Below are 16,923 nucleotides of genomic sequence, written 5' to 3'. Positions count from 1 at the left end.
CCGGCAAGCCGGCTCCTACAGGGGATGTTGGAGCCAGCTTGCCGGCGAAAGGGGCTGGATCAAACCGGCGGCAGGCGCCACTCGATCGGCGTCTCGCCGTTCTGCTCAAGGTACTTGTTGGTACGACTGAAGTGCCCGCAACCGAGGAAGCCACGGTAGGCCGACAGCGGCGACGGGTGCACCGAGGTCAGCACCAGGTGCTTGGTGGCGTCGATCAGCTTCTGCTTGCTCTGGGCATGGGCGCCCCACAGCAGGAACACCAGGTGCGGCTGATGCTCGCTGACCACTTCGATGATCCGGTCGGTGAAGAACTGCCAGCCCTTGCCCGCGTGGGACGCAGCGTTGGCCCGCTCCACGGTCATGGTGGTGTTGAGCATCAGCACGCCCTGGTCGGCCCAGCTTTGCAGGTAGCCATGATTGGGGATGTCGATGTTCAGGTCGCGCTTGAGCTCTTTATAGATGTTCACCAGCGACGGCGGCGCCGGTACGCCGGGCTGCACCGAGAAGCACAGGCCGTGGGCCTGGCCCGGCCCGTGGTACGGATCCTGGCCGAGAATCACCACCTTGACCTTGTCCAGCGGCGTCGAGTTCAGGGCGTTGAAAATCATCGGTCCCGGCGGGTAGATTTCCTTGCCGGCGGCATGTTCCCGGCGCAGGAACTCGCGCAGTTCGCTCATGTAGGGCTGCTCGAATTCGGCCCGCAGGGCCTCCTTCCAGCTCGGTTCGAGTTTGATACGATCGTCAGCAGTCATGGCCAGGCCCGTGAAAAAACAATGGCCGCACCCTAGGAAAGCCGACTTCGCTTGTCAATTGATCTGACACAGATCCGGCACTTTCCCTACCAGCGATCATACTGATCGCTTGTATTGCTCCTCGAGGTCACGATGAACCTGCATGTCGAAGCACTCACCGGCAGTGATGGCGCCCGCATCGCCATTGCCACCCTGGACGCGGAAAAAACCCTGAACGCCCTGTCGCTGCCGATGATCCAGCAACTGAGCGAACACCTCGACGCCTGGGCCAAGGACCCGCAAGTGGTCTGCGTGCTGCTGCGCGGCAACGGCACCAAGGCCTTCTGTGCCGGTGGCGAAGTGCGCAGCCTGGCCCAGGCATGCCTGGATCATCCGGGCGAAGTGCCGGCCTTGGCCGGGTATTTTTTCGCCGCGGAATACCGTCTCGACTATCGCCTGCACACCTACCCCAAGCCGGTGATCTGCTGGGGCCACGGCTATGTACTGGGCGGCGGCATGGGGTTGCTGCAAGGGGCCGGCATCCGCATCGTCACCCCCAGCAGTCGCCTGGCGATGCCGGAGATCAGCATCGGCCTGTATCCCGATGTCGGCGCCAGCTGGTTCCTTTCACGGATGCCCGGCAAGCTCGGCCTGTTTCTCGGGCTCACCGGAGCCCATATGAATGGCCGCGACGCCCTGGACCTGGGCCTCGCCGACCGCTTCCTGCTGGATGAGCAACAAGAGGCGCTGATCGAGGGCCTGCTGCAACTGAACTGGCAGGAACAAACTCCGCGTCAGCTCAACAGCCTGCTCAAGGCCTTGCAACAAGAAGCCGTGGAGCAGATGCCCGCCGCGCAGTGGTTGCCACGCCGGCAACAGATCGACGGCTGGTTGGATGTCAGCGACGTGGCCTGCGCCTGGCGGGCCATCAGCCAGTTGCACAGCCACAGCGACGCCCTCTACAGCCGCGCGGCCAAGACCCTCGCCGAAGGCTGTCCGCTGACCGCCCACCTGGTGTGGGAACAGATCCGCCGCGCGCGCTTGCTGTCCCTGGCCGAGGTGTTCCAGATGGAATACACCCTGAGCCTGAACTGCTGCCGGCATCCGGAGTTCGCCGAGGGCGTGCGTGCGCGCCTGATCGACAAGGATCAGCAACCGCACTGGCATTGGGCGGATATCAACCAGGTGCCCGAGGCCGTGGTCGAAGCGCACTTCCACAAGGCCTGGGAAGGTCGCCATCCCCTGGCGGACCTGACGGATTACTAAAAAGCCCATAGCCGCCCGTGGCGGCTATGGGCTCCTGGCCCCGGCAGGATCAGTGGCCGCGCCCGCCTCGTCCATGGTCGCCACGGCCACGCCCGCCGTGACCGCCCCAGTCCTGGTCGCCACCGTTGTCATTGTTCCAGTTGCCATGACGCTCGTGCCCGCCCCAACCCTGCGCGGGATAGGGCCGGTAGACCGCCCGGGGAACCTGGTAATAACGCGGAGCCGGTGAGTAATAGCGCGGCGCCGACTGGTAGTAGCGCGGCGCGTAGTAGCTGCGTCCGGTGGAGTAATAGGAAGCGCCGCCACCGTAGTAATAGGCCGGTGCCGGGGTGCTGTAGACCTCCGAGCTGTAGTAGCTGGAGCCGCCATCGTAATAAGGGACACACGCGCCAAGACTCAAACCCAGTAATGCAACAAGCAGAAGTCGACGATACATGGCGGCCTCCTGGACCGCGAAGAAGCCACGCCAGCGACGCTGGCAGGCGGCAATCAGCAACAGGCTGACTGACGAAATATCTGACCGCAAAAATGCCTTCCGGTGCGATTCTGGCAACACATTTATACAAGTCATGCGACCGCTGGTAGACCGCCGCCCATGGCGCCTCAAGGCGTCGGCCGGTGGCGACGCAAGAGGCGTTTGCAATACATCGATACCCAGACAATTCAGTGCGCTGATGAACGAGTCATTTGCCCGCCATGCCACTAGAATGCGTCATCGGGCCACTCTCACGGAATCGCCATGCCGCTTCGTTCTCCCCTGTATTCGCAACGTTCGCTGGTGCTGGTCCTGATCACCTTGCTGGGCAGTGGCTTCCTCGCCACCTCCCTGCTCAGCTACTACGCCTCGCGGGATTCGATCCGCGACAACATCGTCAACACCGAGCTGCCGCTGACTTCCGACACCGTGTATTCGGAAATCCAGAAGGACCTGGTACGGCCGGTGCTCATCTCCTCGATGATGGCCCGCGACACCTTCATGCGTGACTGGGTGGTGGCCGGCGAGCGCGACCCCAGCCAGATGACCCGCTACCTCAATGAGGTCATGACCCACTACGACGCCTACACCGCGTTCTTCGTGTCCAACACCAGCCTCACCTACTACCAGGCCAAGGGCGTGCTGAAGAAGATCAAGGTCGATGAGCCCCGGGATGCCTGGTACTTTCGCGTGCGCGACATGGCCGCGCCCTATGAAATCAATGTCGACCCGGACCTGGCCAACCAGGACAAGCTGACTTTCTTCATCAACTACAAGGTCCACGACTATCAGGACCGCTTCATCGGCGCCGCCGGCGTCGGCCTGACGGTAGACGCGGTCATCAAGCTGATCGACAAGTACCAGCAGCGCTACCAGCGCAGCGTGTACTTCGTCGACACCTTCGGGCGCATCGTGCTGACCGGTGCCGATGGCGGCCCCCAGGGTGCCCGCAGCGGCCAGTCCCTGCATGACCTGGCGAGCTTGAAAGAACTGATGCCCCAACTGCCCAAGCCCCACAGTGGCAGCTTTGAATACTCGACCCAGGGCCAGAGGCATTTTCTCAATGTGCGTTTCATTCCCGAGCTGAACTGGTACCTGTTCGTCGACAAGCGCGAAGATGGCGCCCTGAGCGGCATCCGCCAATCGCTGTACCTGAACCTGCTGATCTGCCTGGTGATCACCAGCATCGTGCTGATCCTGCTCAGCAGCGTGGTGCGCCGCTACCAGCGCAAGATCGAAACCCAGGCCACCCTCGACAGCCTGACCCGCCTGCCCAACCGCCGCGGTTTCGACCTGCTGGCAGCCCAGGCCCTGCAAGAGGCGCGACGCGATCTGACACCGCTCTGCGCCCTGCTGCTGGACCTGGATCACTTCAAGCGCCTCAACGATACCTACGGCCACCTGGCCGGGGATCAGGTGCTCAGCGGCTTCGCCCGGGACCTGCAGGATTGCCTGCGCCAGTCCGATATCGTCTGTCGCTGGGGCGGCGAGGAATTCATCGTATTGCTCAAGGACACCGAGAGCGGGCCCGCCCTGCAGATCGCCGAGAAGATTCGCCAGCTGACCGAGCGGCAGCGCTACTACTATGAAGGGCAACCCCTGCAACTGACCGTCAGTATCGGCTTGACCGCCCTGCAACCGGAGGACACCCTGCACAGCCTGCTGTCCCGTGCCGACCATGCGATGTACCGCGCCAAGCAAAGTGGACGTAATCGAACCTGCGTGGAAATGCCTCACTCCAGCCATGAATGAACCTGACCTTTGCCCGGCCTGCGGTGCCCGCAACGACTGCGCCCTGGCCGACCCACGCACGGCGGACCAAGCCTGCTGGTGCTATAGCGTGAGCATCGACCCGGCCATCATCGAGGCCCTGGCGCCGCAACTGCGCGACCGTGCCTGCCTGTGCCCGCGCTGCGCCGGGGTCGAGGCGCAGTTGCGCGCCGGCACCCTGCCCCGCTCCTGAAACCCGCCCTCGTCCACTGCCAGCGATCCCCTGCCATGCGCCTCGACCGTTTCCTCAGCAACCTGCCGCGTTTCAACCGCCAACAGGTGCGCCTGCTGCTGGTGCAGCGGCGCGTGCGTATCGACGGTCAGCCGGTCAGCGATCCCCGGGCCGAGGTCGATGAATTCAGTCGGGTGGAGCTGGATGAGGACGTGCTGCAGGCCGGCAAGCCGGCACGCTACTTCATGCTGCACAAGCCCATGGGTTGCGTCAGCGCCACCCGCGATCCCGAGCACCGGACCGTGCTGGAGCTGATCCACGAGCCGGACCCACAGGAACTGCATATCGCCGGACGCCTGGACTACAACACCACCGGGCTGATGCTGATCACCAACGACGGCCACTGGTCGCGACGCCTGACCCAGCCGCAGACCAAGCTGCCCAAGCTCTACTACGTGGAAACCGAAGACGAGATTGGCCCCGAGTACATCCAGACCTTCGCCGAGGGCCTGTATTTTGCCTTCGAAGACCTCACCACCCTGCCCGCGCAGTTGCAGATCCTCGGTCCGCGCAGCGCTCGACTGAGCATCGTCGAAGGGCGCTATCACCAGGTCAAACGCATGTTCGGCCACTTCAACAACAAGGTGCTGCGCCTGCATCGCGAACGCATGGGGCCGCTGCTGCTGGACGAACGGCTGGCACCTGGCGAATACCGGCCCCTGAGCGCCGACGAAATCCGCCTGATCTGAAGTACCCCCTGCCCGGACGACCGCTGGGCAGAAGCTGTCGAACAATTTGTCCAATCGACTTGCAGGTTGCCGATTGCCCTGCTTGAATCACTCCGTCGGCCGAAATGTGACCGACGAGTCACGAACAGACATCTAAGAAACCTTTTGCCGGCCTGAGCCCTGCCTGCTCTGCATTTCCCCGGCAAATCGCCCACCTATAACAACACCCGTCGACCTGCCTTACCGGATCGACATGGGCTCCCATTCCAGGCGTATGCCTACCTGTCACATTGCCCGTGCACACTCAGTGATGCGCGCATACCCGCTTGCCAGGAGTCTTATGACATGAGGCCAGAAATCGCTGTGCTGGATATACAGGGTCAGTATCGGGTTTACACGGAGTTCTATCGCGCAGATGCCGCAGACAAGACCATCATTCTGGTCAACGGTTCGATGGCCACTACTGCGTCCTTTGCGCAGACCGTGAAGAACCTGCACCCGCAGTTCAACGTGGTGCTCTACGACCAGCCCTACGCGGGCCGCTCCAAAGCCCACAACAAACACGAACGGATGCTCACCAAGGAAGTGGAGGGGCAGATCCTCCTGGAGTTGATCGAGCACTTTGCCGCCGAGCATGTGCTGTCGTTTTCCTGGGGCGGCGCCGCAGCCTTGCAGGCCCTGGCCCAGCGTCCACGGCGCATCGAGAAGGCGGTGATCAGCTCGTTCTCGCCGGTGATCAACGAGCCGATGCGCGACTACCTGGAGCGCGGTGTCGACTACCTCGGCAACCTCGACCGCCATCGCGTCGGCCACCTGGTCAACGACACCATCGGCAAGCACCTGCCCTCGCTGTTCAAGCGTTACAACTATCGCCACGTCAGCAGCCTGGCGGAACACGAGTACGGGCAGATGCACTTCCACATCAGCCATGTGCTCAACGGCGACCGGCAGTGCTACTTGCGGGCGGCGAAGAAGATCCAGGTGCCGGTGCTGTTTCTCAACGGTGAGTGGGACGAGTACACCTCGGCCAACGACGCCAAGCTGTTCGCCGACCATGTGCAGCAAGCGAGCTTCAGCACCATCCAGGCCACCGGGCATTTTCTCGACATGGAACACAAGGCCGCCTGCCGCGACAGCCGCCAGGCATTGCTGGGATTCCTCAAGCCGGGTCAGTACGACGCTCGAACGCGCGCGCACTATGATCAGCCTCAGCATGCACGGGCGATCTGACCGTGCAGCGTCACAGGTGGGCCAGACGTCCTTGAAAAACCCTGTTTTTCCTGGCGCATGGCCCACCTGCGGCGAACAGCGATGACACGCAAGCACAGGTCAGATAAAGAAAAACTTCAAATCTGCGGCCACATCTGGTACAAAGTCAGCCGTTCGAGCGGGTGTCGTATAATGGCATTACTCCAGCTTCCCAAGCTGATAACGAGGGTTCGATTCCCTTCACCCGCTCCACTTCCTCTATCTGCAAGCCTGTGCAGATGTCCGTAGCAGTTCATCAAGTCCTCGCTTCAAGCGTTTTCCTCGACTCCCGCTTCTCAAGCACAAGCCTCGTCCGGATGCTCCGGGTTCATCACTGACCTGCCGCGCACCTGGGCTGATTGCCAAGCAAAAGCTGGCACCACCGCCCCCGGGCGAACTGCGCGAGCCACCGCTAGCCGCCCCTGCTGCACAACCGCCCCGACAGCTTTGTCCAGCCCGCTCAGAAGACCTGCTGCAAGGGAAAGCGCCGGGCACCGCTGCGAGCGAGGAATTTCTCCTGGCCCATGGGCCGCGCCAGAAAATACCCCTGGGCTTCATCACAGCCGAAAGTGCGCAGCATCTGCAGACATTTGAAGCTCTCGATGCCCTCGGCCACGGTGCGGTAACCCAGTTCCCGGGCCAGAGCGATCACCGAGCGGGTGATCTTCTGGTGCTGGGCGCTGCTCTCAAGGTCGGTGACCATGGACTTGTCGAGCTTCACCACATTGGCCGGAATCTGATGCAGGTAGGCGAAGTTGCTGTAGCCGGTGCCGAAGTCGTCGATGGCCACATCCATGCCCAGGCCGCGAATCTTGCTCAGTTGATCCAGCACCGTGGGGTTGGAGCGCAGCCAGGCGCCTTCGGTGATTTCCACTTCCAGGCGCTGTGGGTCGATGCGATGACGCCGGCAGGCATCGCGCAGCACATCGGCAATGTCCTGGTCCTCGAAATCCTGGGGCGAGAGGTTGATCGACAGACGCTGCACGTCGCTGGAACTCCAGCGCTGCAGGCGCTCCAGCACGGCATTGATCACCCAGTGGGTCACCCGGTGGATCAGCGTATTGCGCTCCATGACCGGAATGAACTCCGCCGGTGAAATCGGCCCCAGCCACGGATGATCCCAGCGGATCAGTGCCTCGGCGCTGACCTGAGCGCCATCGGGCAGGGCGAAGCGCGGCTGGAACATCAGGTAGATCTGCCCGCTGTCCAAGGCTTCGCTGATGTCCGAGGCGAGGTTGAAGGCCCGCCGATAGGCCTGGTCACGCACCACATCGTAAGGCGCCCAGGTGCTGCGGCCGAGGGTCGCCAGTTCCAGGGCGAACATCGCCTTGCGCAGGACGTCGGGCACCGCGTCGCGGTCCGTGAAGAACTCCACCGTGCCCGCGCACACCCCGGGAATCATCGGCAACTCCAGGCCCGGCGGCTGACGGCGCAGACGCCGCACCAACCCATCCAGAAAGCGCTCGATCCCGGGGGCCGCCGGCAACAGGAAACCAAAGCGCTTGACCGACACGTGATACACCCGCACATGCCGCCCCAGGTAGGTGAGCAGTTGCTGGGCCAGGAAGCGCACGATGGTTTCGAATGGCGCCAGGCCCATGGCCAGGGTCAGCTCGTGGGCCACGGTCATGTCCACCGCATCCACCAGCACCAGTACGCGCCTTTCTCCCGGATGCTCCTCCGCCAGGTCGTACAGATCGCTCTGGAACTGTTCGCGGTTGGGCAGGCCGCTCACCGGGTCACGCCGGGTCAGGCGCTGACGCTGCTCGACCTGTTCCATCACCAGCGATGCCAAGTCACGCAATTGCTGGCGCTCGGCGGCATTCAGGCGCTGGGGCTCTTTGTCGATGACGCACAGACTGCCAATCGCATGCCCGGTGGAGGTAATCAGTGGCGCACCCGCATAAAAGCCGATGCCCGGCTCATCGGTCACCAAGGGATTGGAATGGAAGCGCACATCCTGACGGGCGTTTTCTACCTCGAACACATCATCGGTTCTGATGGTGTAAGCGCAGAACGATTGCTCGATGGGGGTCTGTTCGGCCGCGAACCCCACCCGCGACTTGAACCATTGCCGATCACGGTCCACCAGGGTGATCAACGCCGTGGGCACCTTGAAATACTCGGCGGCCAGCCGGCAAATACGGTCAAAACGCTCGCAACGGGCGGTATCCAGCAGTTCCAGGGCATACAGGGCAGCCAGGCGCTGCTCCTCGGCCAACGCCTTATCGGGCATACGCCGTCTCTGGCAGGTTCAACACACTCATCAGCAACCTATCTCACCCACGCGGGGATCTAACGACGCCCGGAAACCGGGCCGAACCTTGAGGTAATGGCATTACGACATCTATCGACAGCATGACGCAGTGACTGGTGCTTGCCAATTCCATCCGTCGGACGAACGGTCGACGGCCAGCGTCTGAACGCTTCGTTGAAACACTTGATCTAGAGCGACCTACCCTGGAAGGTAGAGCTCCGCCAGGGCGAACTGAGACGCCACACCACTGCCTTCTCCCCCCGGAAAACCGCCCCATGCCAAGGCCCCATACGTTGCATCGTTGCCTGTACCTGTGGAGCGCGCTGGCCGTGTTCCTGCCGATCCTCGCCCAGGCCGCCGAGCCCCAGCCCCCCAGCGCCGCCGACATTGCCTGGCTCAGGCGCGACGGCTTCGACCTGGACACCGCGCAATTCCAGCGCCTGCGCCACCTGGGCCGCGACGGATTGCTCGAGGCGCAACTGCAAGATCGACTGCGCGAGCCGTTGCCAGCGGCAATCGACGCCCTGCTACGCAGCTACCCGGCCCTGAACGGTTCGACCCCGGCCCTGCTGCAGGACTTCAAGCAGCGCCAGGAACAGCTCAAGGCCATGCCTGACGGCGATGCCCGCAACCAGGCCAGGCAAGACCTTCGCCAGCGGGCCAGCCAACTCGCCGAGCAGACCCAGTCCGCGGTGCTGCTGCACGCTATCTACGGCCCCAACCAGCTCAAGGAGCAACTGGTGCTGTTCTGGCTCAATCACTTCAGCCTGTTCCAGGGCAAGGGCCAGGTGCGGCTGCTGAGCGCCGACTACGTGAACGAGGCGATTCGCCCCCATGCCCTGGGCAAGTTCAAGGACCTGCTGCTGGCCACCCTGCAAAGCCCGGCCATGCTCGAATACCTCGACAACAGCCAGAACGCCAAGGGCCGGGTCAACGAGAACTACGCCCGTGAACTGCTGGAGCTACACAGCCTTGGCGTGGCGGCCGGCTACAGCCAGGAGGACGTGCAGCAACTGGCCCTGATCCTCACCGGCGCCGGGCTGATGCCCCTGGATGGCCGCGAGCAACGTTGGCCCCGGCCCTTGCAACCGCTAGTGGTGCAACAGGGTCTGTTCCAGTTCAACCCCAAGCGCCATGACTTCAGCGACAAGCACCTGCTCGGCCACACCATCAAGGGCAGCGGTTACGCCGAAATCACCCAGGCCATCGACCTGATCACCCGGCAGCCGGCCTGCGCCCAGTTCATTGCGCGCAAGCTGGCCCAGTACTTTGTCGCCGACGAACCGCCACCGGCCCTGGTGGCCCGCATGGCCAAGACCTTCCACGACAGCGACGGCGACATTGCCCAGGTCATGCGCACGCTGATGCAGTCGCCGGAGTTGCTGCAATCGACCGGCAGGAAATTCAAGGATCCGCAGCAGTTCGTGATCTCGGCGCTGCGCCTGACCTATGACGGCAAGCCCGTGGCCAACCCGCGCCCGCTGCTCAACTGGCTGAATCAGCTGGGCCAGCCGATATTCGGCCGGATTACCCCCGACGGCTGGCCGTTGGTGGCCAGTGGCTGGTCGAGCTCCGGACAGATGGCCAAGCGCTTTGAAATCGCCCGGGCCATAGGTTCGGGTAACAACCGGCTGTTCACCGCCGAAGGCAGCACGGTCCCGGGGCCGGGCTTTCCGATGATCACCACCCCGATGTATTACCAGGCGTTCGCTCCTCATCTCTCCAGCGCAACCCGCAACGCCCTGGAGCAGGCCGTCTCGCCCCAGGAATGGAACACCTTTCTGCTGTCCTCGCCGGACTTCAACAACCGCTGAGCTCGCGCCACCGGGCTGCCCGCCACCTGACCAGGAACCGCCATGAATCGTCGCCAACTGCTGATTGCCGCGGCCGCCGCAGCTGCCCTGCCCGGCCTGTCGTTCTCCGCCCGGCTGTTCGCCGCACCGACAGCCGCGCCGCGGACCCTGCTGGTGTTCCTGCGCGGCGGTTACGACTGCAACAACCTACTAGTGCCCTACGGCAGCGACTTCTACTACGAGTCGCGGCCGAACCTGGCGATCGCCCGCCCCGACGCGCGCGACCCGCAAAGCGCCATCGCCCTGGACAGCCACTGGGGCCTGAACCCGGTGCTGCGGGACTCGCTGTACCCGCTGTGGCAGCGCAAGGAAATGGCCTTCGTGCCCTTCGCCGGCACCGACGACCTGTCCCGCAGCCACTTCGCAACCCAGGACAGCATCGAGGCCGGACAGCCGAACCAGCCAAGCCGGCGCTACGACTCGGGCTTTCTCGCGCGCCTGGTCCGGCAAGTGCCCGACAGCGCGCCGATGGCTTTCACCGATGCCCTGCCCCTGAGCTTCCAGGGTGGCCGGGACATTCCCAATCTGTCCCTGCGCAGCGCCGGCAGGGTGCCCTTCGATGCGCGCCAGGCAAACATTCTCTCGTCCATGTATCAGCACACGGCCTACGCCGCAGCAGCCAGCGATGGCCTGGCCTTGCGCCAGAAAGTCTCGCAGGAGCTGGAGCAAGAGATGCTCGCGGCCAATCGCGGGGCCGCCAATGCGCAGAACTTCGCCACCCAGACCCGGCGCATGGCGAGCCTGATGCGCGAACAGTACCGCCTGGGTTTCGTCGATGTCGGCGGCTGGGACACCCACGTCAATCAGGGCAGTACCCAGGGCCCGTTGGCCAACAACCTGGCCAACCTCGGGCAAGGGCTGGCGGCCTATGCCGAGGCCATGGGCGAACACTGGAAGAACAGCCTGGTAATCGTGGTATCCGAATTCGGCCGGACCTTTCGCGAGAATGGCGCCAAGGGCACCGATCACGGCCATGGCACGGTGTACTGGGTGCTCGGCGGCGCTGTACGCGGTGGGCGCCTGGCCGGCGAGCAAGTGGCGGTAAATGCCCAGAGCCTGCTGCAGAACCGCGACTACCCAGTGCTCAACAACTACCGCGATCTGCTCGGGGGGTTGCTGGCCACGACCTGGGGACTGACGGGGGCCCAGGTGCAGCAAGTGTTCCCCAGCTCGCGGCCCAATGCCCTGGGGCTGGTCTGAAGCCTCGACCGGATGCCGGATGAACACGAAAAAAAGGAGCGATCCGAAGATCGCCCCCGAGGCTTGCAAGCCGATGCATTGGCCGCTGGCCGCGACAGACTCTTGGCGATCTGCCGTGCATCCGCGGCAAGCCATTTGCCCCCTGTTACCGCCCCGCTCCTGCTGGGCGTGCTGCACTTTTTAACAGTTGGCAACTGTCTGCTTGCTGAACCCGGATGCAACCCGGGCCAGGAACACTTCACCCATCCCGCGATCCGCGGCGCTTGCCAAGCGGCGCAAAAAACTCAAGCATGCGCCGCCCGGGCCCTGGGCGCCCCTCGCTCACGGAAGGAGCCGAACCTTGAAAAAACTGCTGTTCCTGCTCTCCCTCGTCCTGTTGCTGATGCTCAATGTCGGTTACTACACCGAGCTTGAAGAGGCTGAAACCCACACCCGCTGGTTTCTCAAGCGAGCCCCGACCCTGCGCCTGGAGTTTTTCAACATCCATGCCAACGACGGCGATGACCGGCGCGTGGAAACACTCAGTAACGAACAACGGCAGATGATCATCGACTACTGCAAATACCGCCTGGGCATCGACACCCAAGTCACCACCCAGGCCGATGTGGAACGTTGCGCCAAGCTCTAGGGCAACCCTCTGCGAACATTCCAGGGCCCTGGCCCGCACCTTTGGTACTTGTCTCATGTAGCCCGGGCAAGCCTGCGGCTATGGTCGCAACAGCCCCGCTACGGCCCGCCCCGCCTCCCGGGGTGGTATGGTGGCCGGCTGCCCTGTATGTCGGGGCTCACTGGAGGAGCAATACGCTGAACGCCTGGTCGTGAAGCTTGAGGAGGTCACTGAAGAGATATGTGTAACGCCAAAGATATTTACACTGCGGGTTGGGTCCTGGTGGTCATGTCCGGGCTGGTGTCCCTGGTGATCCAGGTGTACCTGGGTTATTTCAGGCTCGATGACATGGTCAAGCACCTGGCGCGCTGCCGAGTCATCGCCATCCGCATGCCGCTCCTGGGCAAGGACCCCCTGAGCCGCTTCTTCATGTTGCTGTGCATCGGCTCCATGTTCGCCATGCCCCATCTGTTCCTGCGCAACGGCGGCATGAACGCCAAGGACTACCGCAGATTCCCCCTGGGCCTGAAGTGCCTGATCAATCTGTTCCAGCTCGCGGCCCTGGCCGCCGCAATCGCCTTCCTGGTGCTGTGGTGGGTCAGCCGTCACCTCTGACGACCACCGTCGAGCCTGCGGGGCACCAGCTAGCGGTGCCCCGCACTTGAACCCGCCTCAGCCAGCGACCGCTTGTTGCTGGAAGTCCTCGCGAGTCATTGCAAAGAAGCGGCAAGGCAAGCCTTCGAAATCGGCCTCGTGGGTGAAGCGAAAACCGATCTTGCGCGCCACCGCCAACGACGCCGCGTTATCGACATGGGCATCGGCGACTATCCGTTCCACGGCCGGGTCGGCAAACGCATGCTCGACAATCCGCCGCGCGGCCTCGCTGGCAAAACCGCGCCCCCAGGCCCGCCGCACCAGGCGCCAGCCCATTTCCAGCTCCGGCCCCACGGCGTCAAAGGGGATGAACGACACCCAGCCCAGCAATTCATCCGGCGCGTCCTTGGCAAAAATCGCCCAATAACCGCAGCGCGGGCCAAAGTCCTGGGTCATGCGCGAGCGCAGAAAATCCCGGTGCCATTGGTCGCCGTCCCAGGTGCCCGGAATAAAGCGCGTGACTTGCGGATCCTGGTCCATGCGCAGGCAAGCCTCGAAATGCTCAAGGGTACGTGGACGTAAAAACAGCCTGGGGGTTTCAAGGTGCAGGTTCATCCATGAGTGTCCAAGAAGGAGGGGCCGTCCATGAAATCGCAACGCAAGGAAAAATAGAAGGGGCGGCATGAGAATCAAGGTGTCGCGCAAGATCAGCGATAAGCGCCAAGGGCAACGTCGAGGTCAAGGGCTTTGAAGTGGGCGCCACCGGCCACCTCACCGATCAATGGGAAGTGATGGCGGGCTACACCTACCTGGATGCCAGGACGCTCAAGTACGCGTCCGGGAAAGACACCCGCTTCGATGGCAACCAGGCCAAGTTCATCGCCCCCAACAGCGGCTCGATCTGGACCACCTACGCGCTCACCGAGCGCTGGAAGGTCGGCGGCGGCGCCAACTATGTGGACAAGCGCTACAGCAACGACGAAAACACCCGCAGCCTCGACGCCTACTGGCGCTACGACGCCATGCTCGCCTACCGGGTGAACAAGAACCTGGACCTGCAACTCAACGTGCTCAACCTGACCGACGAAACCTACTACGACGCCTCTCACGTGGGGATGTTCGCCATCGTCGCCCCTGGCCGCTCGGCGGAGCTGGCGGCCAAGGTGCGCTTCTGACACGTACGCCGGCCAGCCGCCGATCAAGACACGGCATCATGCCCGCCCCTGTTCGCCGGCAAGCCGACTCCTACGGATGCTTGTAGGAGCTGGCTTGCCAGCGAAGACGCCCACCAAAACGCCGCATGCAGCCGCTCCCGCTCACCGGCAAGCCGGCCTGCAGGAACAGGCCTCAGAGCAGCCGGCGAATCTCCTCCAGCAACTCCCGGGGAATCTGCACCCCATGCTCCAGGCTCCGGGCCCGAGCCTCGAAGCGGCGCTGGGACGGCAACCTGGCTCCGTCCCGGGCCATGCCGGCAAACAAGCCCTCCGCCCGCTCCAGACCGGCTTGATAACCCGGCCCCAGAAACACCTTGGGATCGAAGGCCAGCACCAGTTCGCCATGGCAAGGCGTGGCCCCGACGCCCTCATCGAAGGCCATGGACTCGACGCTGGTAAGGTCGCCGATCAAGGCTCCCGCTAGCAGTTCGATCATCGCCGCCAGGGCCGAGCCCTTGTGTCCGCCAAAGGTGCGCATCGCCCCTTGCAAGGCGGCCCGTGCATCGGTGGTGGGCTCGCCGTCGGCGTCAATCGCCCAGTGCTCGGGAATCGGCTTGCCCTGGCGCGCATGCAGTTCGATATCGCCCCGGGCGATGGCGCTGGTGGCGAAGTCGAAGACAAAGGGATGGCCCCCCGGCCGCGGCCAGGCAAAGGCCAGGGGGTTGGTGCCGAACACCGGATGACGGCCCCCCGCCGGGGCCACCCAGCTGTGGCTGGGGTTCATCGCCAGGCCCACCAGGCCGCAGTCGGCAAGCGCCTCGACCTCCGGCCACAGCGCGGAAAAATGAAAGCAGCGCTTGATCACCATCGCCGCGATGCCCTGTTTGCGGGCCTTTTCCGCCAACAGCGGCAAGCCGGTGTGAAAGCCCAGCAACGAGTAGCCGTAATGGGCATCCACCTCCAGCACCGCCGGCGATATGTGCCGCAGGCTAGGCTCGGCTCGGGGGTCGATCTTGCCTTCGCGTACCGAGCGCACGCAGCCCAGCAGACGGTACACACCGTGGGAGTGGCACTCGTCACGCTGGCCCTGGGTGATGACCTCGGCGATCACCCGAGCATGGGCCTCGGACAGACCGTGATGGGTAAGGATCCGATACGACAGGGCGCGGACTTCATCCGGTGACAGGGTGATGTGTTCAGACATGCGAGAACCTCTATGGCAGGTGGGGAACGCTCCTGTGGGAGAGTCTTGGTGGATGGAGAGATCAACCCGGGAACCGACCGTCGAGCAGTTGCGGCACCTGCAACGGGTTGGCGCTGCGCAGCTCGGCCGGCAACAGCGCCTCGGGCAGGTCCTGGTAGGCCACCGGGCGCAGGAAGCGCTGGATCGCCAGGCTGCCCACCGAGGTGCTGCGGCTGTCGGCAGTGGCCGGAAACGGGCCACCGTGGACCATGGCATGGGTGACTTCGACCCCGGTGCCAAAACCATTGGCCAGCAGGCGTCCGGCCTTGCTCTCCAGCAACGGTAACAACGCCTGCACCTGCGGCTGATCGCCCTCGCTCAGGTGAAGGGCGATGGTCAACTGGCCCTCCAGGCTCTGCAGCACCTGCTGCAGGACCGTCATGTCGGCGCAGCGAACAATCAGCGAGGCCGGGCCAAAGATTTCCTCGCGTAATTCGGGGCACGCCATGAACGCCGCGGCCGAGGTGGCGAACAACGCCCCGCGCGCCTGCTGGCCCTGCCCTTCCGGGCCCTGGGCCAGGGTCTGCACCCGGGCATGCGCCGCGAGGATGGCCACGCCTTGGCAGTAGCTACGGTAAATGCCCGGCGTGAGCATGGTCTGCGCCGCCACGTGGCCGAGGGCCTCGGCGGCGGCCCGTTCAAAACGCTGCAACGCCGGCCCATCGACGCCCAGGATCAGCCCCGGGTTGGTGCAGAACTGTCCGGCGCCCTGGGTCAGTGAGGCAACGAATGCCGAGGCAATCGGTTCCGTGCGCTCCTCCAGGGCATGGGGCAACAGCAGCACCGGGTTGATCGAGCTCATCTCTGCATAGACCGGAATCGGTTCGGCACGCGCCGCGGCGATCTGCATCAGCGCCATCCCGCCGCTGCGCGAGCCGGTGAAGCCCACGGCCTTGATCCGCGAATCCGCCACCAAGCCCTGGCCGATGCTCCGGCCACTGTCGAACAGCAGTGAAAACACTCCCTCGGGCATGCCGTGCTGCCGGGCCGCCCGAACGATGGCCTGCGCCACCAGCTCCGAAGTGCCGGGGTGCGCCGAATGGGCCTTGACGATCACCGGACACCCCGCCGCCAGGGCCGAGGCGGTGTCACCGCCGGCCACGGAAAATGCCAGGGGAAAGTTCGATGCACCAAACACCGCCACCGGGCCCAGGCCGATCTGCCGCAAGCGCAACGCGACCCTGGGCAGAGGCTGACGCTGAGGTTGTGCCGGGTCGATCCTGACCCCGAGAAAACCGCCGTCACGGACCACCTGGGCAAACAATCGCAACTGGCCGACGGTGCGCCCTCGCTCACCTTCCAGGCGGGCCCGGGGCAAGCCGGTTTCCAACTGACAGCGCTCGATCAACTCCTCGCCCAACCCCAGAATCTGCTCGGCAATGCCCTCCAGAAATGCCGCCCGCTGCACAAGCGGCAACTGCCGATAAGAATCGAAGGCCGCCTCCGCCAAGGCACAGGCACGTTCAAGCTCTGCCTGCGAAGCGCCTCCGAAAGCCGGTTGCAACACCTCACCACTGGCGGCGGCCACGCCATGAATCCAGCCATTGCCGCCTAGTACAGCGCTGTGACCTATCAGCATCCGTCCCGTAACCGTCATGCAGTACCTCGTCTGAATAAAAGGGATA

The 16,923-nt window shown here is 63.9% G+C and carries 16 protein-coding genes and 1 tRNA gene; 11 read left to right on the top strand and 6 right to left on the bottom strand.

All coding sequences use genetic code 11. The features are described 5' to 3' along the window. Positions 1–59: 59 nt before the first annotated feature. Positions 60–752, bottom strand: coding sequence for a uracil-DNA glycosylase (ung, locus tag BLV47_RS30900; RefSeq protein ID WP_092320330.1), 693 nt, complete (start codon positions 750–752; stop codon positions 60–62). Positions 753–884: 132 nt separating this feature from the next. Here ung and BLV47_RS30895 point away from each other — a divergent pair, with 132 nt between their 5' ends. Further along, positions 885–1,997, top strand: a complete 1,113-nt coding sequence (locus BLV47_RS30895; RefSeq protein ID WP_092320329.1) for an enoyl-CoA hydratase/isomerase family protein — start codon at positions 885–887, stop codon at positions 1,995–1,997. A 49-nt stretch (positions 1,998–2,046) separates the two neighbouring features. Here BLV47_RS30895 and BLV47_RS30890 read toward each other — a convergent pair whose 3' ends face one another. Continuing rightward, positions 2,047–2,433 carry a hypothetical protein gene (locus BLV47_RS30890; protein ID WP_092320599.1) on the bottom strand — a complete coding sequence of 129 codons (387 nt, stop codon included), beginning with the start codon at positions 2,431–2,433 and terminating at the stop codon, positions 2,047–2,049. 303 nt (positions 2,434–2,736) lie between these two features. Between BLV47_RS30890 and BLV47_RS30885 the strand changes: the two genes are divergently transcribed. The 5 genes from BLV47_RS30885 to BLV47_RS30865 all read left to right on the top strand — a co-directional run bounded on the left by BLV47_RS30885 (position 2,737) and on the right by BLV47_RS30865 (position 6,603). Further along, positions 2,737–4,224 carry a sensor domain-containing diguanylate cyclase gene (locus tag BLV47_RS30885; protein ID WP_092320328.1) on the top strand — a complete coding sequence of 496 codons (1,488 nt, stop codon included), beginning with the start codon at positions 2,737–2,739 and terminating at the stop codon, positions 4,222–4,224. Next, positions 4,217–4,435, top strand: a complete 219-nt coding sequence (locus tag BLV47_RS30880) for a cysteine-rich CWC family protein (RefSeq protein WP_092320327.1) — start codon at positions 4,217–4,219, stop codon at positions 4,433–4,435. Before BLV47_RS30885 ends, BLV47_RS30880 begins: the two co-directional genes overlap by 8 nt. A gap of 35 nt (positions 4,436–4,470) precedes the next feature. Next, positions 4,471–5,163, top strand: a complete 693-nt coding sequence (locus BLV47_RS30875) for a pseudouridine synthase (RefSeq protein ID WP_092320326.1) — start codon at positions 4,471–4,473, stop codon at positions 5,161–5,163. 324 nt (positions 5,164–5,487) lie between these two features. Continuing rightward, a complete protein-coding gene (locus BLV47_RS30870; protein WP_092320325.1) occupies positions 5,488–6,372 on the top strand; it encodes an alpha/beta fold hydrolase in 885 nt (294 codons plus the stop codon). 157 nt (positions 6,373–6,529) lie between these two features. Beyond that, positions 6,530–6,603 (top strand) — tRNA-Gly (locus BLV47_RS30865). A 247-nt stretch (positions 6,604–6,850) separates the two neighbouring features. Here BLV47_RS30865 and BLV47_RS30860 read toward each other — a convergent pair. Continuing rightward, a complete protein-coding gene (locus BLV47_RS30860; RefSeq protein WP_092320324.1) occupies positions 6,851–8,626 on the bottom strand; it encodes a sensor domain-containing diguanylate cyclase in 1,776 nt (591 codons plus the stop codon). Positions 8,627–8,922: 296 nt separating this feature from the next. On the opposite strand from BLV47_RS30860, the gene BLV47_RS30855 reads away from it, so the two are divergent. From BLV47_RS30855 to BLV47_RS30840, 4 genes are all read left to right on the top strand, one after another. Beyond that, entirely contained in the window at positions 8,923–10,461 is a 1,539-nt protein-coding gene (locus tag BLV47_RS30855) for a DUF1800 domain-containing protein (protein WP_208605319.1), read from the top strand. A 42-nt stretch (positions 10,462–10,503) separates the two neighbouring features. Further along, entirely contained in the window at positions 10,504–11,700 is a 1,197-nt protein-coding gene (locus BLV47_RS30850) for a DUF1501 domain-containing protein (RefSeq protein ID WP_092320322.1), read from the top strand. A 340-nt stretch (positions 11,701–12,040) separates the two neighbouring features. Next, a complete protein-coding gene (locus BLV47_RS30845; RefSeq protein ID WP_092320321.1) occupies positions 12,041–12,328 on the top strand; it encodes a hypothetical protein in 288 nt (95 codons plus the stop codon). Positions 12,329–12,547: 219 nt separating this feature from the next. Continuing rightward, the gene (locus BLV47_RS30840) at positions 12,548–12,922 is read left to right on the top strand and encodes a hypothetical protein (RefSeq protein WP_092320320.1); all 375 of its coding nucleotides are present in this window, start codon (positions 12,548–12,550) and stop codon (positions 12,920–12,922) included. 57 nt (positions 12,923–12,979) lie between these two features. Here BLV47_RS30840 and BLV47_RS30835 read toward each other — a convergent pair whose 3' ends face one another. After that, positions 12,980–13,516: a GNAT family N-acetyltransferase gene (locus BLV47_RS30835; protein ID WP_092320319.1), complete on the bottom strand. Its 537-nt coding sequence runs from the start codon at positions 13,514–13,516 to the stop codon at positions 12,980–12,982. A 98-nt stretch (positions 13,517–13,614) separates the two neighbouring features. Here BLV47_RS30835 and BLV47_RS30830 point away from each other — a divergent pair, with 98 nt between their 5' ends. Next, positions 13,615–14,076: a TonB-dependent receptor domain-containing protein gene (locus tag BLV47_RS30830; protein ID WP_279626610.1), complete on the top strand. Its 462-nt coding sequence runs from the start codon at positions 13,615–13,617 to the stop codon at positions 14,074–14,076. Between the two features lie 172 nt (positions 14,077–14,248). Here BLV47_RS30830 and BLV47_RS30825 read toward each other — a convergent pair whose 3' ends face one another. Beyond that, entirely contained in the window at positions 14,249–15,259 is a 1,011-nt protein-coding gene (locus BLV47_RS30825) for an Ldh family oxidoreductase (protein ID WP_092320318.1), read from the bottom strand. Between the two features lie 61 nt (positions 15,260–15,320). Then, entirely contained in the window at positions 15,321–16,895 is a 1,575-nt protein-coding gene (locus BLV47_RS30820) for an aldehyde dehydrogenase (NADP(+)) (RefSeq protein ID WP_092320317.1), read from the bottom strand. Positions 16,896–16,923 lie beyond the last annotated feature (28 nt).

The organism is Pseudomonas saponiphila (genome assembly GCF_900105185.1).
Classification (GTDB): domain Bacteria; phylum Pseudomonadota; class Gammaproteobacteria; order Pseudomonadales; family Pseudomonadaceae; genus Aquipseudomonas; species Aquipseudomonas saponiphila.
This window is presented reverse-complemented; position numbering and strand designations above follow the sequence as displayed.